Origin of the sequence: Streptomyces sp. NPDC048106 (assembly GCF_040706415.1) — a bacterium.
GTDB lineage: Bacteria > Actinomycetota > Actinomycetes > Streptomycetales > Streptomycetaceae > Streptomyces.
Genome location: NZ_JBEZND010000024.1, coordinates 76,377 through 94,395 on the forward strand (window position 1 = coordinate 76,377; position 18,019 = coordinate 94,395).

The 18,019-nt window shown below is 73.2% G+C and carries 18 protein-coding genes; 8 read left to right on the top strand and 10 right to left on the bottom strand.

Annotated elements, in window-relative coordinates; all coding sequences use genetic code 11:
- Positions 1 to 81: 81 nt before the first annotated feature.
- The 5 genes from AB0927_RS23890 to AB0927_RS23910 all read left to right on the top strand — a co-directional run bounded on the left by AB0927_RS23890 (position 82) and on the right by AB0927_RS23910 (position 3,835).
- Positions 82 to 876 carry a VOC family protein gene (locus AB0927_RS23890; protein ID WP_366669728.1) on the top strand — a complete coding sequence of 265 codons (795 nt, stop codon included), beginning with the start codon at positions 82 to 84 and terminating at the stop codon, positions 874 to 876.
- Positions 877 to 905: 29 nt separating this feature from the next.
- Positions 906 to 1,607: a ribonuclease H gene (locus tag AB0927_RS23895; RefSeq protein ID WP_366669729.1), complete on the top strand. Its 702-nt coding sequence runs from the start codon at positions 906 to 908 to the stop codon at positions 1,605 to 1,607.
- Between the two features lie 133 nt (positions 1,608 to 1,740).
- Positions 1,741 to 2,724 (top strand): aldo/keto reductase, encoded by a 984-nt coding sequence (locus tag AB0927_RS23900; protein ID WP_366669730.1) that lies wholly within the window; start codon positions 1,741 to 1,743, stop codon positions 2,722 to 2,724.
- Positions 2,725 to 2,776: 52 nt separating this feature from the next.
- A complete protein-coding gene (locus AB0927_RS23905; RefSeq protein ID WP_366669731.1) occupies positions 2,777 to 3,319 on the top strand; it encodes a DUF6328 family protein in 543 nt (180 codons plus the stop codon).
- Between the two features lie 36 nt (positions 3,320 to 3,355).
- Positions 3,356 to 3,835 (top strand): GNAT family protein, encoded by a 480-nt coding sequence (locus AB0927_RS23910; protein ID WP_366669773.1) that lies wholly within the window; start codon positions 3,356 to 3,358, stop codon positions 3,833 to 3,835.
- A gap of 23 nt (positions 3,836 to 3,858) precedes the next feature.
- Here the strand turns inward: AB0927_RS23910 and AB0927_RS23915 are convergent, their stop codons facing one another.
- The 5 genes from AB0927_RS23915 to AB0927_RS23935 form a co-directional block, all read right to left on the bottom strand.
- Entirely contained in the window at positions 3,859 to 4,284 is a 426-nt protein-coding gene (locus AB0927_RS23915; protein ID WP_366669732.1) for an SsgA family sporulation/cell division regulator, read from the bottom strand.
- A gap of 69 nt (positions 4,285 to 4,353) precedes the next feature.
- Positions 4,354 to 5,325, bottom strand: coding sequence for an LLM class F420-dependent oxidoreductase (locus AB0927_RS23920; protein WP_366669734.1), 972 nt, complete (start codon positions 5,323 to 5,325; stop codon positions 4,354 to 4,356).
- An 85-nt stretch (positions 5,326 to 5,410) separates the two neighbouring features.
- Positions 5,411 to 6,373 carry a threonine/serine dehydratase gene (locus AB0927_RS23925; protein ID WP_366669735.1) on the bottom strand — a complete coding sequence of 321 codons (963 nt, stop codon included), beginning with the start codon at positions 6,371 to 6,373 and terminating at the stop codon, positions 5,411 to 5,413.
- A 17-nt stretch (positions 6,374 to 6,390) separates the two neighbouring features.
- Entirely contained in the window at positions 6,391 to 7,068 is a 678-nt protein-coding gene (locus tag AB0927_RS23930) for an AIM24 family protein (RefSeq protein ID WP_366669736.1), read from the bottom strand.
- Between the two features lie 54 nt (positions 7,069 to 7,122).
- On the bottom strand, positions 7,123 to 8,313 hold the full coding sequence (locus AB0927_RS23935) for a serine hydrolase domain-containing protein (RefSeq protein WP_366669737.1): 1,191 nt from the start codon (positions 8,311 to 8,313) through the stop codon (positions 7,123 to 7,125).
- Positions 8,314 to 8,624: 311 nt separating this feature from the next.
- On the opposite strand from AB0927_RS23935, the gene AB0927_RS23940 reads away from it, so the two are divergent.
- Together AB0927_RS23940 and AB0927_RS23945 are read left to right on the top strand one after the other, a co-directional pair.
- Entirely contained in the window at positions 8,625 to 10,412 is a 1,788-nt protein-coding gene (locus AB0927_RS23940) for a M4 family metallopeptidase (protein WP_366669738.1), read from the top strand.
- A 242-nt stretch (positions 10,413 to 10,654) separates the two neighbouring features.
- The gene (locus tag AB0927_RS23945) at positions 10,655 to 11,896 is read left to right on the top strand and encodes an SGNH/GDSL hydrolase family protein (RefSeq protein WP_366669739.1); all 1,242 of its coding nucleotides are present in this window, start codon (positions 10,655 to 10,657) and stop codon (positions 11,894 to 11,896) included.
- A gap of 9 nt (positions 11,897 to 11,905) precedes the next feature.
- On the opposite strand, the gene AB0927_RS23950 is transcribed toward AB0927_RS23945, so the two are convergent.
- The 3 genes from AB0927_RS23950 to AB0927_RS23960 are packed head-to-tail and all read right to left on the bottom strand — an operon-like array spanning position 11,906 to position 15,395.
- Complete coding sequence (locus AB0927_RS23950; RefSeq protein WP_366669740.1) at positions 11,906 to 12,256, bottom strand: UBP-type zinc finger domain-containing protein; 351 nt, start codon at positions 12,254 to 12,256, stop codon at positions 11,906 to 11,908.
- The gene (locus tag AB0927_RS23955; protein WP_366669741.1) at positions 12,253 to 13,722 is read right to left on the bottom strand and encodes an ATP-binding protein; all 1,470 of its coding nucleotides are present in this window, start codon (positions 13,720 to 13,722) and stop codon (positions 12,253 to 12,255) included. Before AB0927_RS23955 ends, AB0927_RS23950 begins: the two co-directional genes overlap by 4 nt.
- Positions 13,719 to 15,395, bottom strand: a complete 1,677-nt coding sequence (locus AB0927_RS23960; RefSeq protein WP_366669774.1) for an FAD-dependent oxidoreductase — start codon at positions 15,393 to 15,395, stop codon at positions 13,719 to 13,721. Before AB0927_RS23960 ends, AB0927_RS23955 begins: the two co-directional genes overlap by 4 nt.
- A gap of 243 nt (positions 15,396 to 15,638) precedes the next feature.
- Between AB0927_RS23960 and AB0927_RS23965 the strand changes: the two genes are divergently transcribed.
- Entirely contained in the window at positions 15,639 to 16,502 is an 864-nt protein-coding gene (locus AB0927_RS23965; RefSeq protein ID WP_366669742.1) for a universal stress protein, read from the top strand.
- A gap of 6 nt (positions 16,503 to 16,508) precedes the next feature.
- Here the strand turns inward: AB0927_RS23965 and AB0927_RS23970 are convergent, their stop codons facing one another.
- A complete protein-coding gene (locus AB0927_RS23970; protein ID WP_366669743.1) occupies positions 16,509 to 17,282 on the bottom strand; it encodes an MBL fold metallo-hydrolase in 774 nt (257 codons plus the stop codon).
- 51 nt (positions 17,283 to 17,333) lie between these two features.
- Positions 17,334 to 17,963: an alpha-ketoglutarate-dependent dioxygenase AlkB gene (locus AB0927_RS23975; protein WP_366669744.1), complete on the bottom strand. Its 630-nt coding sequence runs from the start codon at positions 17,961 to 17,963 to the stop codon at positions 17,334 to 17,336.
- Positions 17,964 to 18,019 lie beyond the last annotated feature (56 nt).

An 18,019-nucleotide genomic window follows, 5' to 3' on the forward strand; every position in this document is an offset into this window, starting at 1 on the left:
GCCCCGCTCCGCGCGCGGCCCGGCCGGGGGCTGGCTAGCGTGAGCAGGCGGGGGCCGCGACGACATCAGGAGGCGGCGGGCATGGCCGTACAACCCGAGGGAACGCCGTGCTGGGCCGACGCGATGTTCACCGACCTGGAGGGGGCCAAGAAGTTCTACGGCGACGTCCTCGGCTGGACCTTCGGCGCGTCCAGGGCGGAGTACGGCCACTACACGCAGGCCTCCGTGAACGGCAGGGCCGTGGCGGCCGTCGTGCCGCCCATGCCCGGCCAGGAGGGCCAGTCGCGGTGGTGCCTCTACCTCGCCTCGCCGGACGCCGCGGCCACCGCCGACAAGATCCGGCAGCACGGCGGTGACGTGCTGATGGAGCCGATGCGGGTCGGCGACTTCGGCACCATGTGCCTGGCCCGCGAGCCCAGCGGGGCCGTGTTCGGGGTGTGGCAGGCGGGCACCCACGAGGGCTTCGAGGCGACGGCCACCCCGGGCGCCTACTGCTGGGCCGAGGTGTTCACCCGCGAGCCCGCGAAGGCGGACGACTTCCTCCGCGCGGTCTTCCCGTACCGCACGAAGGACATCGTGGACGACGCGGTGGACTTCCGGATGTTCCAGGTCGGCGAGGAGACCGTGCTGGGGCGGATGCGGATGACCGACGACTTCCCGCCCGAGGTGCCCTCGTACATCAACGTCTACTTCACCGTCGCAGACTGCGACGAGGCCGTCGCCACGGCCACCAGGCTCGGCGGCAGCGTGCGCTTCGGGCCGATGAGCAGCCCCTTCGGCCGGTTCGCGACGCTCAGCGATCCGCAGGGCGCCGACTTCTCGGTGATCGACATCACCACCACCGAGGGGGAGATGCCGAGGATCCGGGACGCCTGAGCGGGACGGGGCACCCAGGCCGTCATGGGATGATCGTGCGCATGCGTGAACGAGTGGTGGCCGCGTGCGACGGGGCTTCGAAGGGAAACCCCGGACCGGCCGGATGGGCGTGGGTGGTCTCGGACGACGACGAGCGGACGCCCGCTCGCTGGGAGGCGGGCCCGCTCGGCCGGGCCACCAACAACGTCGCCGAACTCACCGCTCTGGAGCGGCTGTTGAGCAGCGTGGAGCCCGGCGTGGCGCTGGAGATCCGGATGGACTCCCAGTACGCGATGAAGGCCGTCACCACCTGGCTGCCGGGCTGGAAGCGCAACGGCTGGAAGACGTCCGCGGGCAAGCCGGTCGCCAACCAGGAGCTGGTGGTCCGCATCGACGCGCTCCTGGACGGCCGGTCGGTGGAGTTCCGCTACGTCCCGGCCCATCAGGTCGACGGCGACCCGCTCAACGACTTCGCCGACCGCGCGGCCAGCCAGGCCGCCACCGTGCAGGAGCCGGCGGGCAGCGAGCTGGGCTCGCCGGTGCCGCCGCCCTCGCCGGACACGCCCAAGTCGGCCGCCCCCCGGAAGAAGACGGTCCGTCGCGCCGGGGGCGCCGCGTCCTCGTCGCGCACCATCAAGGCGAAGTTCCCCGGGCGCTGCGTCTGCGGCCGCTCCTACGCGGCGGGCGAGTCCATCGCCAAGAACGCGCAGGGCTGGGGGCATCCGGACTGCCGTACCGCCGAGGCCGGGTGACGGCAGGCGGCGTGCGCCGAGGGCCGTCCGCGACGCAGACGGCCCCGGACCACCGGTTCCCCGGAGTGTCCGATCGGGTCTCCCCGGAGTGCCCGGTTCCGCGGGAGCGGGCACCGGGTGACAGACTGTCGTCATGGACGAACGTGTAATCGACAGGTCGGGACAGAGGGCGTCGGTGGTCGGGCTCGGCACCTGGCAGCTGGGCGCGGACTGGGGTGACGTGGCCGACAAGGACGCCCTGGCCGTCCTGGAGGCCGCGGCCGAGGCCGGGGTCACCTTCTTCGACACCGCCGACGTCTACGGCGACGGGCGCAGCGAGCAGACGATCGCCACCTTCCTGCGCAGCCGCCCGGATCTGCATGTGCTGGTGGCCACCAAGATGGGCCGCCGCGTCGACCAGCTCCCCGAGAACTACGTCCTCGACAACTTCCGCGCGTGGAACGACCGTTCGCGGCGCAACCTCGGCGTCGACCGGATCGACCTGGTGCAGCTGCACTGCCCGCCCACTCCCGTCTACTCCACCGACGCGGTGTACGACGCCCTCGACACCCTGGTCGAGGAGGAGCGCATCGCCGCCTACGGCGTGAGCGTGGAGACCTGCGCCGAGGCACTGGAGGCGATCGCCCGGCCGAACGTGGCCAGCGTGCAGATCATCCTCAACCCGTTCCGCATGAAGCCGCTGCGCGAGGTGCTGCCCGCCGCCCGCGCGGCCGGTGTCGGCATCATCGCCCGGGTACCGCTCGCCTCCGGGCTGCTGTCGGGCAAGTACACCAAGGACACCGTCTTCGCGGCGAACGACCACCGCACCTTCAACCGGCACGGCGAGGCCTTCGACCAGGGCGAGACCTTCTCCGGCGTCGACTACGAGACGGGCGTGGAGGCGGCCGCCGAGTTCGCGGCGCTCGCCCCCGAGGGCTACACCCCGGCCCAGCTCGCGCTGCGCTGGATCATCGGGCAGGAGGGCGTCACCACGGTGATCCCCGGCGCCCGCAACCCCGAGCAGGCCCGCGCCAACGCGGCCGCCGCGAAGCTGCCGCCGCTGGAGCCGGAGACGTTCACCGCGATCCGGGACCTGTACGAGCGACGCATCGCGGAGCAGGTCGAACACCGCTGGTGACCGCGCCGGTGCACACCGTTTGAAGGAACGGCCCGGCGGTTACTTGCATCGCATGACCGAGGAAGGACGGCGCGGGGACGGACGGCCGGGTGACGGACGGCGCGGCGAAGTGCGGCGCACAGGGCGGAACGAGACGGAGGAGGAGCGGGCCGACCGGATGTGGGGTGAACTCATCCAGGAGGTCCGCGTCGCCCAGACGGGCGTGCAGATCCTGTTCGGTTTCCTGCTGACCGTCGCCTTCCAGCCGAAGTACGCCCGGCTGCCCGACGCCGACCAGCGCATCTACATCGTCACCGTGGTCCTCGGCGCCTGCGCCACCGGCGCCCTGATCGGGCCGGTCTCCCTGCACCGACTGGTCTCCGGCCGCCGGGTCAAACCCCGGGCGGTGCGGCTCGCCTCCCGGCTGACCTTCGTCGGCCTGGTGCTGCTGCTGGCCACCATGACCTCGGCCCTGCTGCTCATCCTCCGGGTGGCCACGCACGCCGGCTACGTGCCCTGGCTGGTCGCGGCCGTCGTCGCCTGGTACCTGGTGTGCTGGTACGGCCTTCCGCTGTGGGCGCGGCGCCGGCACACCGCCCACCCGGAAAACCGGTGACGAACCCGCGAACGTCCCCCGTAGGGTTCGGCCATGATCCCCGAACTCCAGCGGCTCAGCCTGGACCACGCCCCCGCACTGCTCGCCTTCGAACGTGAGAACCGGGCGTACTTCGCCGCTTCCGTCCCCGACCGGGGTGACGACTACTTCGCCCGGTTCGGCGAGCGGCTCGACGCCCTGCTCGCCGAGCAGGAGGCGGGCATCTGCCACTTTCACGTCCTGGCCGGCCCGGACGGGGAGATCCTCGGCAGGGTCAACCTCATGGACGTGGCGGACGGCGGCGCCGACCTCGGCTACCGCGTCGCCGAGCGCGCCGCGGGCCGGGGCCTGGCCACCCGGGCCGTACGGGAGCTGTGCGCACGGGCCGCCGACGCGTACGGCCTGACCCACCTCAAGGCCGCGGCCAGGGTGGACAACCTGGCCTCGCGCACCGTGCTGTCCCGCACCGGTTTCACCGTCGTCGGCGACACCCGGCTCTCCGGCCGTCCCGGCCTCACCTACCGCCGCCCGCTCTGAACGACGCCGCCCGCCGACCGTGCTCAGCCCGTGGCGAGGATGTCCGCCAACAGCTCGTCCACCGGGGCCCGTTCGCGGCCGGGCGGCACGATCTCATGGGTCTCGCGCAGGAACGCGGCGACGGCCGGTGCCCAGGCGTACACCACCGCGCGGTGCCGCCCGCCGTCCGGGCGCGCGTCCCCGAGGAACTCCAGGCGCAGCTCCTGCCACATCCCGGTGCCGGCCGGCCGCAGCCGTACGTCACCGACGCCGACCGGCCTGCTCAGGCCCTCGGCGACCATCTCCCGGTCCAGGCGCCAGTGGGCCAGCACCTGGCCTTCGTGGGCGAAGACGGCCGTGACGGCATACGGGTCGGCGGCGTCGTAGCCGAGGTGGACGAAGACCGGGAAGCGGCCGGTGCCGGAGGTATGGAGCTGCACCACCAGGGTCTTGTTCACGAAGGTGTTCACGCGAGAACCTCCCGGGACGATCGGCGTAGGGTCCACGGGTACCCCCGTTTCGCGCGGGTCGAGCATCCGTCAGCCGAGCGCCTCCCGCAGGGCGGGCAGCAGGGTCTTCGCCGACCAGTCGAGGAACTCCGGCTGGGTGTCGCCGCCGATCTGCACCAGGGCGATCTCCTCGAACCCGGCCTGCGCGTACGGCCGTACGGCCTCGACGAAGGCGTCCGGGTCGTCGCCGCACGGGACGGCGGAGGCGACGTCGTCGGGGGTCACGAACTGGGTCACGGACTCGAAGGAATCCGGGTGCGGCAGCTCGGCGTTCGCCTTCCAGCCGAGCCCGAACCAGCGGAACTGGGCGTGGGCGCGCTTGACGGCCGTGTCCCGGTCGGGGTCGTAGCTGACCGGAAGCTGGCCGACGTGGGGCTTGCCGCGGCCGCCTTCGCGGTCGAACGCCGCCGGCAGCTCCGGCTTCGGCTCGGTCGCGATCATCACGTCGCCGAGCCGCCCCGCGAGCCGGCAGGACTGCTCGCCGGAGACCGCGATGCCGATCGGCGGCGGCTGCTCGGGCACGTCCCACAGCCGGGCCGACTCCACCTGGTAGTGCCGCCCGTGGTGGGTGACGTGCTTGCCCTCGAACAGCGCGCGGATGATCTCCACCGCCTCCTCCAGCATCTCGTGGCGCACGTCCACCGGAGGCCAACCACCGCCCACCACATGCTCGTTCAGGTTCTCGCCCGCGCCGAGCCCGAGCCGGAACCTGCCCTCGGACAGCAACTGCATGGTCGCCGCCTTCTGCGCCACCACGGCCGGGTGGTAGCGCCGGATGGGGCAGGTCACGTAGGTCATCAGCGGAATCCGCGAGGTGGCCTGGGCGGCGGCGCCCAGCACGCTCCACGCGTAGGGGGAGTGGCCCTGCGCCCGCAGCCACGGAAAGTAGTGGTCCGAGGTCACCGAGAAGTCGAACCCGACCTCCTCGGCCCGCACCACATGGTCGACCAGGTCCCGGGGCCCGGCCTGCTCGGTCATCATCGTGTATCCGATTCGCACCATGAGCGCCGAGTCCCCGGACCGGCCACCGCGAAAACGGCCCGCCGACGACGGATCGGCGGGCCGGGGGTGTGTTCCGAAACCAGCTCTAGCGCAGCCCGAAGCGGTCCGCCCAGCCGGTCACCTCCGCGAGGGTCGTGTTGCCCCCGCAGACCACGAGGCCCAGGCGGGCGCCGGGACCGACGCGCGAGACCACCTCGCGGGCCGCCGGGAGCAGACAGCCCGCGGCCGGTTCGGCCCACACCTTGGCGTGGTCGGCCAGTTCCAGGCAGCCACGCACCGCCTCCCGGTCCGGCACCACCAGCACCTCCTCGACCAGCTCGGAGACATGCTCGTACGTCAGCCGGGACACGGTGGGCGCGCTGAGCGTGGTGACCAGCGAGGACACCGGCACCGGCACCGGGCCGCCCGCCTTCAGCGCGGCGGACATCGCCTCGGCGCCCGCCGTCTCCACGCCCCACACCCGCACTCCCGGGCGGCGCGCCCGCAGCGCCGCCGCGATGCCCGCGATCAGCCCGCCCCCGCCGATGCTGACGACGACGTCCGTCAGTTCCTCGCCCGCGTCCTCGGCCAGTTCGAGGCCGACCGTGCCCTGACCGGCGATCACGGCGGGGTCGTCGAACGGGTGGACCACCGTCAGCCCCTCCTCCCCGAGCCGTGCTCCCAGCTCGAAGGCGTCGGCCATGCCGTCGGCCAGTCGCAGCGACGCCCCGGCCTCCTCGGCCAGCGCGCGGGAACGCGCGGGCGCGGTGCGGGGCATCACCACGGTCGCCTTCACGTCGAGGGCCGCCGCCATCACCGCGAGCGCGATCCCGTGGTTGCCGCCGCTGACCGCTACCACGCCCGCCGCCCGCTCCGCCTCGCTCAGCGACAGCAGCTTCGCCACGGCCCCGCGGGCCTTGAACGAGCCCGTGCGCTGGAGCAGTTCGAGCTTGGCGGTGACCGGGACGCCGAGCAGCGCGCCGAGCCCGGGGCTCGCCACGGTCGGCGTCCGCACCACGTGCGGGGCGATCAGCTCGGCCGCGGCTTCGATCTCGGAGATGCCTATCAAGGTGTCGTGCCTTCCGTTCAGTGCTGCTGCGGCTTGTGCTGGGTCAGCTCGCTCGGGCGTACGACGACGACGCCCTCGCCCCGGAGCATCAGCTGTACGGCCTCGCCGGAGCCGCCGCGCAGCATCGAGCCTATCGACTGCGAGCGGTGCAGCGAGGTCTCCAGCCGCTCGGTCCAGCCGACCACCGCGTCCGTGTCGACGTACACCGGCCGCTCCGGCGAGACCGGGACGACCAGCGGCTCGCCCTCGCAGACCAGGCCGAGCCGGCCGTGCCCGCTGAACACGCTGTTGAACAGGCCGCCCGCGGTGATGCCCGAGCCCTTGACCGTCCTGATCTCGTACGACAGCGACGGGTCGAAGCACAGCACATGGCGACCGCCCACGGTGAACCGGTCGCCGGGCTCGATCTCCACGACGAAACAGTTCTGCGCCTCGTGCGCGAGCCAGACCTCGCCCTGCCCGCGCACCGCCATCAAGGGCAGCCCCTCACCGGTGACCGCCCGCTTGAGCATGCCCCCGACCCCCTGCCCCTTGCGCTCGAAAGCCAGGTCACCGCGGTGGGCGACCATCGCGCCCTGCCGGGCGTACATCTCGCCGTCCACCACGTACCTGAGGCACTTGGCGTTCTCGACGGACATGCCCGGCTCGGCGGTCGCCCGCACCATGTGGCGGCCGGAAAAGAGATCACCCTTCATGCGGGCATCCTGACCCGGCGGCACGCCTTCTGCCAAGATCACGGCGCCCGGGGCCTACTCCTTGCCCGCCGCCTGCGGCCACCGCTTGCCCTGCTTCCCGCAGAACGCCGAATCCAGCGCTCCGGCGAGCGTGTTGAGCACCTTGCCGTTGTTCGACGTGGTGGCGAGCGCCGTCATGCTCCGCCCGCCGTCCTTCGTCGCGAACGCGTACGTGTAGTAGCCCTGCACCGTCCCCGTGTGCCCGTACACCGAGATCCCGCACGGCAGATCGCGGCGGCGCAGCCCGAGCCCGTACGCGGTGGTGGCGTCGACCCGGGTCATCCTCTCCATCTCGGCGAGCCGCGCGGCGGACAGCAACCGCCCGCCGAGCAGCGCGCCGTAGAACGTGTCGAGGTCCCGCGCGCTGGAGACGATCGCCCCCGCGCTCTGCGCCCACGACACCGTCTGCTCGGTCGCGTCCACCAGCGGATCGCCCGCCGTGTCGGGGGTGAGGTAGCCGTGCGCGTGGGTGCCCGGGATCCTGGTGTCGGGGTGGACGTAGAAGGTGTCGCGCAGCTTCAGCGGCCCGAAGACGCGGTTCTCGTACTCGGTCCGCACGGAGTGCCCGGTGATCTTCTCGATGAGCATGCCCGCGACGACGAAGTTGGTGTTGGAGTACGAGTACGCCGCGCCGGGCGCGTTGGTGCGGGGATGCCGCAGGGACAGCGCCACCAACTCGCGGTAGGTGAAGACCCTGTCGCGGACCGCCTCGAACCCGCGGACGCTGTCGGCGAACATGTCGTTCGTGAAGTCGTACAGCCCGCTGCGGTGGCTCAGCACCTGGCGCACCGTGATCCGGTCGTCCGGCAGCAGCCCCGGCAGATAGCGGTCGACCGGCGCGTCCAGCACCAGCCGGTGCTCGTCGGCGAGTTGCAACAGGACGACGGCCGAGAACGTCTTGGTGACGCTGCCGACGCGGAACCGGTCACCGGCGCCCATGGGCCGCCGGGTGCCGCGGTCGGCGTAGCCGCGCGTCGCCTGGTACGTCGTGCCGTGGTCGTCGATCCGGGCAAGTGCGCCCGGCGCGCCCGCGGCCACCGCCGAGCGCAGCACCGCGGCCAGGCCCGCCGTGTCGGGCGCCGGAAGCCCGGCCGCCGCGGGGGACTTCACCTCCCCGGTCGCGGCCCGCGCCGGGACCGCGAGCAGCGACAGCGCCACCGCCGCCGCTCCGAGGACCGCACCCCTGCTCACCGTGGCTGACACCATCGGGCACCCACTCCCATCCGTACGTCCGTTGATGCGACATCGGTCACATTCCGGCCTGGGAACCTAGGGGATCGAGGCCACGTCTCCACAGCCGACACACAGTTGGTCATTTTTCGATCACTCTTCGGCGCTCGTTTGCAAAGTATTGCCCTAGAAGGTCGCGAAATGGATCATTTCAGGTTTACGTGCACATGACTGATCCGTAAGGGTGAATCCCGCGGGGCCCGACCAGCCCCGGTGGCGCCGAACCGCGCCACGTCGCAGGGCGGTTGAGGACTTCGCCGCCCTTCACAGAGGGAACCCTGATCAGATTGCGTAAACCGCACATACGCTCGATCGCGCTCGCCGTCGCGGTGGCGACGGCTGCCACGGGCCTGGCCGGTACGGCCTTCGCGGGACCCGCCACGGGGAAGGCGCGCGCCGCCGCGTTCGTCACCAACACCGGCGCCGTGGTGGCCGCGGCCCGCACCGCGGCCTTCGCGCACGCGTCCGCGACCGGCGTCTCCACGGGCGACGAACTGCACGCCAAGGACGTCATGCTGGACCCCGAGGGCGCCCGGCACGTCCGCTTCGAGCGCACCCACGACGGCATGCCGGTGCTCGGCGGCGACCTTGTGGTCCACCTCGACCACCGGCTCGCCTACACCGGCGTGACCCGTGCCACCGACCGGACCGTGAAGCCGGCCGCCGCCACGAAGGCGAAGCTGACCGCGGACCAGGCCGCCACCGAGGCCGCCCGGGCCGCCAAGGGCGAGGCGGGCACCGCCCGGCTCGTCGTGGACGCCCGCGACGGCGCCTCCGCACTCGCCTACCAGGTGACCGTGACCGACCAGGACGGCACCAGCACCGTCGTGGTCGACGCCGTCACCGGCAAGGTGCGCAGCAACACCCCCGACAGCGACCAGTTCCTGTCGCCGAAGCTGGTCAAGAGCCTGCTCAAGAGCGGTGTGACGGCCACCCCGAGCACCGGCGCCGCCCGCGCCGCCGCCCTGGCCCGCGCCGACGCCCCCACCGGCGCCAAGACGGCCTACTACCCGTCGGCCGCGAGCGGCACCGGCAAGACGCTCTACGTCGGCAGCGTCGGTCTCACCACCACGCAGACCTCACGCGGCCACTACCAGCTCGCCGACCCGAGCCGCTACGGCACCGAGGTCCGCGACGCCAAGGGCCGGACCACGGAGAGCTTCGGCGCCGGCACGAAGTTCACCGCCACCACCAACGTGTGGGGCGACGGCACGACCGCCAACCGCGCCAGCGCCGCCGCCGACGCCCAGTACGGCATCGCCAAGACGCTGGACTTCTACCAGAAGACCTTCGGCCGCAAGGGCATCGCCGGCGACAGCAAGGCCGCCCACGGCCTGGTCCACTGGGGCAGCAAGGTCGCCAACGCCTTCTGGGACCCGACCTGCACCTGCATGCTGTACGGCGACGGCGACGGGCGGACCTTCAAGAAGCCGCTGGTCGTCCTGGACGTCACCGGCCACGAGCTGACCCACGGCGTGGTGGACGCGACCGCCAGGCTGGAGCCGACCTACGTCGACTCCGACGGCAACCAGTACGGCGAGCCGGGCGCGCTCAACGAGTCGCTGGCGGACATCTTCGGCTCCGGCGTCGAGTTCTCCGCCGCCAACAAGCAGGACACGCCCGACTACCTGATCGGCGAGAAGCTGGGCCTCTCGCAGAAGTTCCTGCGCCGCCTGGACCACCCCTCGCTCGACAAGCTGGAGGGCACGATCGACTACTGGACACCGGCCACCCACTACACCGAGGTGCACGCCGGTTCCGGGGTCTCGTCGCACGCCTACTATCTCCTCGCGGAGGGCAGCGGCAAGAAGACGATCAACGGCGTGGCGTACGACTCGCCGACGTACCACGGGTCCACGGTCAAGGGCATCGGCCGTACCAAGGCCACCGCCGTCTTCTACCGTGCGCTGACCCGCTACATGGTCTCCACGACCGACTTCCACGGCGCGCGCGTCGCGACGCTGAAGGCGGCCCAGGACCTGTACGGCGCCGACAGCACCGAGTACAAGACGGTGGACCAGGCGTGGGCCGCGGTCGACGTGACCGCCGCCAACACCCCGGCCGCCCGGCGCTGACGGCCGGCGCGCACGACCGGATGCCCCGCCCCGCGCGGGGCATCCGCATGTCCGGGCCCGTGCGGGGCATCCGCACCACCCGATGCCGTGGGCATCATGGACGGCGGCGAGCCGACGAGGAGGGGAAGCGGATGACCGCCCACCGAGGTGCGAAACCGTTCCCGCGGCGGGACCATGACCCGCGTGGGACACACGGGTACGGCCGTGGGGGCCCGGCCGGGTTCCGACGGTCCGCGCGCGCCGTGAACGGCCGGGCCGGGCGCGTCTGCCGGGTCGCCGCCGCCCTGCTGACGGTCGCCGCCTGCCAGGCCGGGCCCGCCCGCGCCGTCGCCCATCCGCCCGGCGAACCGAGCCGGCCCTCCGGCGTGGTCACCTGGGCGGCGAGCGCCGAACGCCTGGGCGCGGGCACCGCGGGCGCGGAGTACCGGCTGATCGTGCACACCAGCGTCGGCGGCACCGCGCCGCGGATCCGTTTCACCAACGCCTTCGGCGACCGCCCGCTGACCCTCGACCGCGTCCACGCGGGCCTTCGCGCGCAGGGCGCCGCCCTGCGCCCCGGCGGCAACCGGCCCCTGACCTTCGGCGGCGCCCACCGGATCACCCTCCCCGCCGGCGCCGTGGCCTGGAGCGACCCGCTGCCCGGCCGGGTGCCCGCCGGATCCGACCTCGCGGTGAGCCTGCGCACCCCGGACGCCGCCGGACCGGCCAGCGGCCACGAACTGGCGCTCCAGACCTCGTACACCGCGCAGGGCGGCGACCGCACCGCCGAGGAGGGCGCCGCCCACTGGACGCGCACCACCGGTTCCTGGTGGTACGTGGACGCCGTCGCCGTACGCCCCGACCACCCGGCCACCGGCGCCGTGGCCGCGCTCGGCGACTCCCTCACCGACGGCTGGCAGTCCACCGCCGACCGCAACCGCCGCTGGCCCGACTACCTGGCCCGGCGCCTGCACGCGGCCCGCGGCGCCCTGCGGGGCGTGGCCGACGAGGGCATATCCGGCGACCGGCTGCTCGCGGACGGCGCGGGGGACGGCGCCGGGCAGAGCGTCCTGCACCGCCTGGACCGGGACGTGCTGTCCCAGCCGGGAGTGCGCACCATCGTCCTCTTCGCGGGCGTCAACGACCTCAAGGCCGGCACCGGGGTCACCGCGGCCGACCTGGTCGCCGGGTACCGGCGGCTGGTACGGCGGGCCCACGCGGCCCACCGGTGCGTGGTGGCCGCCACCATCGGCCCGTTCAAGGGCTGGCCGGAATGGGACCGCGCCGCCGAGGCCGTGCGCCGGGAGGTCAACCGATACATCCGCATGGGCGGGCAGTTCGACGCCGTCACCGACTTCGACCGGACGCTGCGCGACCCCCGCGACCCCGAGCGGCTGCGCCCGGAGTACGACGGCGGCGACCATCTGCACCCCGGCGACCGGGGCATGCGGGCCCTCGCCGACACCGTCGACCTGGACCGGCTCGACTGCCCGCGCCGAGGCTGAGGCGCCGGCTCAGCCCAGCGTCCGCGCCCAGTCCTCCGGTACCCGCCCCGCCGGGCCCGGCACCGGCTGGTCGGCGGGATGCGAGGCCGGCGGGGCGAGTTCGGGTCCCTCGGTGAACAACTCCTCGGTGGCGTAGTTCCAGAACCACCCCTCGTCCGGCTCGAAGCTGCGGATCACCGGATGACCGGTGGCCCGGTAGTGCGCGGTGGCGTGCTTGTCGGGCGAGTCGTCGCAGCAGCCGATGTGCCCGCACTGGGCGCAGCGGCGCAGATGGAACCACCAGCCGCCCGTCGCCTCGCACTCCACGCAACCGGTGCCGCTGGGCGGGACGCCCGGTTCGATGCCTTCGACGCCGCTCATGAGGCCTCCTTCGTTCGTTCCCCGGCCGGTCCGGGCCGCTCGGCGGTCAGCGGCAGCAACACCTGGAAACGGGTGTCGCCGGGCTCCGAGTCGACCCGCAGCGTGCCGTGGTGCTTGTTGACGACGATCCGCCAGGAGATGTCCAGGCCGAGCCCGGTGCCCTCGCCGACGGGCTTGGTGGTGAAGAACGGGTCGAAGATCCGGCCCCTGATCTCCGGCGGGATGCCGGGCCCGGTGTCCCGGAACTCCACCAGCAGCCGGTCGTGCTCGCGCGCGGTACGCACCGTCAGCGTGCCCTCGCCGCCCGAACTCCGCATCGCGGACACCGCGTTGTCGACGAGGTTGGTCCACACCTGGTTCAGCTCGGCCGGGTAGGCGGGCACCGGCGGCAGCGTCCGGTCGTAGTCCTTGACCACCCGGATGCCCGAGCCGGTCTTCGCCGACAGCATCAGCAGGGTGCTCTCCAGGAGTTCGTGCACGTCCACCGCCCGGTACGGCGCCCGGTCAAGCTGCGAGTACTGCTTGGCCGCGTCCACCAGGTGCGAGATGCGGGTGGTGGCGTCCTCGATCTCGCTCATCAGCAGCTCGGTCTCGACGGTGTAGTTGAGCCAGCCCATCGCGCCCGGCAGGATCTCCTCGTCCACGGCCGCCGCGACCTGCTCCAGCCAGTCGACGTCGAGTCCCGCCTGGACGAAGACCGGTGCCAACTGCCAGCCGTTGCCCACGCCGTGGTCGTCCAGCCAGTCCCCGAGCAGGTCCTCCCGGTCGGCGGCCTCCAGCGGGCTCAGCGCCGGGGCCTTCGCCACCCGCTCCGCGGTGCGCTCCTGGATCTCCACCAGGTTCGCCAACGCGTCCCGGGAGAAGGGCCCTTCGGCGATCACGGCCAGCTTGCGCCGCATCTTCGCCACCCGCTCCCGCAGGGTGGCGGTGGCGCGCACGGCCGCGGCCGCCGGGTTGTTCAGCTCGTGCGTGAGCCCCGCCGACAGCGAGCCGAGCGCCAGCAGCCGCTCCCGCTGCCCGATCGCCGCCTGGGTGTTCTTCGATCCCATGAACAGGCCCTCCAGCAGATGCACCGCCATCGGGAACCACTCGTGCATCACGTCCGCGAAGAGGTCCGCGGGCAGCACGAAGAACCGCGTCGGCTCCGTGACCCGCATCGAGTTGGTGTACACCTGCCGCACCCGGTCGCCCAGATACGCCTGCATCGCGCCGCCGTACACACCGCGCTGCGAGGTGCGGGCGACCTCCACGTCGTCCCCGCCGACCCGGCGCGAGATCACCGCCGTGCCCTCGACCATCACGAAGAAGCAGGTCGCCGGGTCGCCCTCGGTGTACACCGGGCCCGGCTGGAACAGCTCCACCCGCCCCTGGGCGCACAGCCGCCCCAACTGCCCGGCGTCGAGCTTCTCGAAGAGGAAGAGCGACCGGATCTCCTTCGGGTCGCACGGCATGACCTGCCCGCTCACGACTGCTCCAGGTACCGGTGGACGAGCATGACGGCCATGGCTCCCTCGCCGACGGCGGACGCGACGCGCTTGGCGGACTCGGCGCGCGCGTCGCCCGCCACGAACACCCCGGGCACGCTGGTCTCCAGGTGGTACGGCGGCCGGTCCAGCTCCCAGCCGGCCGGCGGCCGCCCGTCGGCGGTCAGGTCGGGCCCGGCCAGGATGAAGCCGCGCTCGTCGCGCAGCACGCTGTCGCCGAGCCAGTCGGTCAGCGGGGCCGCGCCGATGAACACGAACATCCACTGGGCGTCGACCCGTTCGGTCTCGCCGGTCTCCAGGTGACGCAGCGTCAGCTGTTCCAGGTGCCCCGAGCCGTGGGCCGCGTCCACCACCGTGCGGCAGCGCACCTCGATGTTCGGCGCCTCGTCGATCTGCTGGACCAGGTAGTGGGACATCGAGGCCGACAGGTCCGCCCCGCGCACCAGCAGCGTCACCGACTTCGCGCCCCGGGCGAGGTACATCGCCGCCTGGCCCGCCGAGTTGGCGCCGCCGACGATGTACACGTCCTGGCCCTGGCAGCAGGCCGCCTCGGTGAGCGCCGAGCCGTAGTACACCCCGCAGCCGGTCAGCTCGGCGCAGCCGCCCGCCGCCAGCTGCCGGTACTGCACGCCGGTCGCCAGGATCACGCTGTGCGCGGCGATCGCCGTACCGTCCGAGAACCGCACGACCCGCGCGGCGCCGCCCGTCTCGAGCCCCGTCACCTCGCGCGCGGTCAGGATCTCGGCGCCGAACCGGGCCGCCTGCCGCCGGGCCCGGTCGGTGAGCTGGGCGCCCGAGACGCCGTCGGGAAAGCCCAGGTAGTTCTCGATGCGGGAACTCTGCCCGGCCTGCCCGCCGGTCGCCGAGCGCTCCACGAGCACCGTGCGCAGCCCCTCCGAGGCCCCGTACACGGCCGCGCCGAGCCCGGCCGGGCCGCCGCCGATCACCACGAGGTCGTAGAAGTCGGCCGTGGGGGTCGTCGCCAGGCCCACCCGCGCGGCCAGTTCGGGCGCCTCCGGCTCGACCAGCGCCGAGCCGTCCGGGGTGACCACCACCGGCAGCCGCTGCCCGTCCTGCCCGGCCGCGGCCAGCAGCCGCCGCCCCTCCGGCTCGTCCACCGAGTACCAGCGGTAGGGCACCTGATTGCGGGCCAGGAACTCCCGCACGTCCGAGGACGGCGCCGACCAGCGGTGCCCGACCACCTTGGTGCTCGGCACCGGCTTGTGGTCGCTGGCGCGCCATGCCTGGAGGAGATCGTCCAGGACCGGATAGAGCTTCTCCTCCGGCGGATCCCAGGGCTTGAGCAAATAGTGGTCGAGGTCGACCACGTTGATCGCGTCGATCGCCGCGTTCGTGTCCGCGTACGCGGTCAGCAGCACCCGCCGCGCTCCCGGGTACACGTCGAGCGCCTGCTCCAGGAACTCGATGCCGTTCATCCGCGGCATGCGGTAGTCGGCCAGGATCACCGCCACCAGATCGCCGCGCAGCTTCAGTTCGCGCAGCGCCTCCAGCGCGGACGGCCCGGACTCGGCGCGCACGATCCGGTACGACGCCCCGTAGCGGCGTCTCAGGTCGCGGGCGACGGCACGGGAGACCCCCGGGTCGTCGTCCACGGTCAGGATGACGGTCCGCGTCGCGTCGGCGGCCGGTGTCATCGGGGCCTGTGCGCTGGGCGCGGCCTCTGTCATGGATCTCCCACCCCGAGCGTCGGAATACCGCGGGCCGGTGGCGTCGGGCCACCGCACCGGTACGAGCCCATCGTATGTTCGATCGTCCGGCTTCGCCCCGATACCCCGGCTCGGCCCGGGAGCGCGGAGGGCCGGGGTCCGCCGGGGGCACGCGGTGTCCGATAGTGGGCACCAGCAGCAGGAACGGGCGGCACCACGAGGAGGCCACGCATGACACGCGCGATCACGGCAGGGCTGGACGGCACGGAGGAGAGCCTGGCCGCGCTGGACTGGGCGGCCCGGGAGGCCGTGCGCCGGGGGCTGCCCCTGCGGGTCCTGCACGCGTGGCACCACGCCGAGAAGCTCGCCGGCGACCGGGACACCCAGCGGGGGTGGGCCGAGCAGGGCGTCGCGGAGGCGGTGCGTCAGGTCGCCGGGCGGCATCCGGAACTCACGGTGGGCGTCGACGTGGTCGAGGAGGGCGCCGTCGAGGCGCTGGGCCGCGCGGCCCGGGACGCGGAGATGCTGGTCCTGGGCTCGCGCGGACACGGGCGGGTGGTCGGCTTCCTGCTGGGCTCGGTCGGACAGCACGTCATCGCCGAGGCCGCCCGGCCCGTGGTGCTGGTGCGCGCGGGCGACCGCGCGGCCCTGGAGGCCGCCGGGCGGGAGGTGGTGGTCGGCCAGCACGGCGACGCCGAGGACAGCGCGGACGCGCTGCGCTTCGCCTTCGAGGCGGCGGCGGCCCGCGGCGCCACCGTGCGCGCCGTACGGGCGTGGAGCCTGCCGCCGGTCTTCGCCTACAGCCCCGGCTCGCTCAGGCTGCTGGACGAGGCCGGCGGTCTCGAACCGTACGAGAAGCAGGCGCTGGCCGACGCCCTGCGGCCCTGGCGCGAGCGGTTCCCCGAGGTCCCCGTGGCCGAGCAGGTGGAGATGGGCAGCGCGGCGCAGGTGCTGCTGTCGCTCGTCGGCCGCGCCCAGCTGATGGTCGTCGGCCGCCGGGCCCGGCGCACCGCCGTGGGCGCCCGCATCGGCTCCGTCGCACACGGGGTGCTGCACCACGCCGACTGCCCGGTGGCGGTGGTCCCGCACACGTGATCCGCGTCAACTCCCGCCGCGCGTACGGGAGCCGCGGGTGGCCCGGTCCCGGGCCTGTTCGGCGGCGGCGCGCACCGCGCCCCGGTGGACCGGGCCGTGACCGGGCAGCAGGGTGTCGCCGTCGAGCGCGGCGATCACGTCCAGGGAGGCCAGCACCCCGCCGCGCTCGTGGTGGAAGAAGCCGGGCAGGAGCTGCGGCCCCTTGACGCGCGACACGGCGTGCCCGCTGATCAGGGCGTCGCCGGAGACCACGATGCCGGCCTCGGGCAGGTGGTAGGCGCAGTGCCCGTCGGTGTGGCCGGGGGTGTGCACGGGCACCGGCCGGCCCGGCAGGTCGAGCGCGCCCGCGCCGGGGAACGGCTCGGGCGCGGTGACCGGGTTGTGCGCGGTGCCGCCGACCTTGACGACGTGCGCGGCCCAGGGCAGCATGCCCGGCCGCCACGCGTTGCGGACCACGTCGCCGATGGTCGCCTGGTGCAGGAAGTCCCGCCGGGCGTGCGGGACTTCGGCCGGGTGGAGGTAGACGGGCGTGCCGTACGTGGCGCGCAGGTACTCGGCCGAGCCCAGATGGTCGTTGTGCGCGTGGGTGATCAGCACCGCGGCGACCGCCTCCGGTGAACCGCCCACCGCCGCGAGGGACTCCAGGACCCCAGGCCGGTCCCCGGGGTAACCGGTGTCGATCAGGGTGAGATCGTCCCCGTCCTTCAGAATCACCCAGTTGACGTGGTTGCCGTGCACCAGGTAGGTGCCGTCGGCGACTTCGTGTACCTCTGCCCGCATGGTCTCTCCGCGCCCGAGTGCCAGTGATCGTCGGGGGGACAGCCAATCAGATCAGCGCACGCCGTGCGGCCGGAACTGGATGCTGATCCGCGGTCCCGCCGCCCGCGCCGTCTTCGGCACGCAGTGCTCCCAGGTGCGCTGGCAGGAGCCGCCCATCACGATCAGATCGCCGTGCCCGAGCGGCCGCCGTACCGTGGCGCCGCCCCCGCCGGCCGGGCGCAGCAGCAGATCGCGGGGCTCGCCCACGGAGAGGATCGCGACCATGGTGTCCTCGCGGGCGCCCCTGCCGATCCGGTCGCCGTGCCAGGCCACGCTGTCCCGGCCGTCGCGGTAGTAGCACAGCCCGGCGGTGGTGAACGGCTCGCCCAGCTCTCCCGCGTAGTGCCGGGACAAGGCGGCGCGGGCCTCGTCCAGGACGGGGTGGGGGAGCGGGTCCGCGGCCCCGTAGAAGGCCAGCAGGCGGGGTACGGCGACGACCTGGTCGTACATCTTCCGCCGCTCGGCGTGCCAGGGGACCTCCGCCGCGAGCCGCTCGAAGAGGGCGTCGGCACCGGTCAGCCAGCCGGGCAGCACGTCGATCCAGGCGCCGGCGCCCAGCACGGTCCGGCTCAGCCCCCTCAGGGGGCCGAGGCGCAGCTCGTCGGTCTGGTCGAACAGGGAGCCCTGGAGGTGCGTGGCCATGAGGCCAGCGTACCTCTTATTCGAAAATACGTTCCCATTTGATCGCCGACGAGGTC

What these genes read in the sequence shown, in the direction of transcription:
- AB0927_RS23890 (WP_366669728.1), top strand. Translation starts at nt 82, where the DNA reads ATGGCCGTACAACCCGAGGGAACGCCGTGCTGGGCCGACGCGATGTTC.
- AB0927_RS23895 (WP_366669729.1), top strand. Translation starts at nt 906, where the DNA reads ATGATCGTGCGCATGCGTGAACGAGTGGTGGCCGCGTGCGACGGGGCT.
- AB0927_RS23900 (WP_366669730.1), top strand. Translation starts at nt 1,741, where the DNA reads ATGGACGAACGTGTAATCGACAGGTCGGGACAGAGGGCGTCGGTGGTC.
- AB0927_RS23905 (WP_366669731.1), top strand. Translation starts at nt 2,777, where the DNA reads ATGACCGAGGAAGGACGGCGCGGGGACGGACGGCCGGGTGACGGACGG.
- AB0927_RS23920 (WP_366669734.1), bottom strand. Translation starts at nt 5,325, where the DNA reads ATGGTGCGAATCGGATACACGATGATGACCGAGCAGGCCGGGCCCCGG.
- AB0927_RS23930 (WP_366669736.1), bottom strand. Translation starts at nt 7,068, where the DNA reads ATGAAGGGTGATCTCTTTTCCGGCCGCCACATGGTGCGGGCGACCGCC.
- AB0927_RS23935 (WP_366669737.1), bottom strand. Translation starts at nt 8,313, where the DNA reads ATGGTGTCAGCCACGGTGAGCAGGGGTGCGGTCCTCGGAGCGGCGGCG.
- AB0927_RS23950 (WP_366669740.1), bottom strand. Translation starts at nt 12,256, where the DNA reads ATGAGCGGCGTCGAAGGCATCGAACCGGGCGTCCCGCCCAGCGGCACC.
- AB0927_RS23960 (WP_366669774.1), bottom strand. Translation starts at nt 15,395, where the DNA reads ATGACACCGGCCGCCGACGCGACGCGGACCGTCATCCTGACCGTGGAC.
- AB0927_RS23965 (WP_366669742.1), top strand. Translation starts at nt 15,639, where the DNA reads ATGACACGCGCGATCACGGCAGGGCTGGACGGCACGGAGGAGAGCCTG.
- AB0927_RS23970 (WP_366669743.1), bottom strand. Translation starts at nt 17,282, where the DNA reads ATGCGGGCAGAGGTACACGAAGTCGCCGACGGCACCTACCTGGTGCAC.
- AB0927_RS23975 (WP_366669744.1), bottom strand. Translation starts at nt 17,963, where the DNA reads ATGGCCACGCACCTCCAGGGCTCCCTGTTCGACCAGACCGACGAGCTG.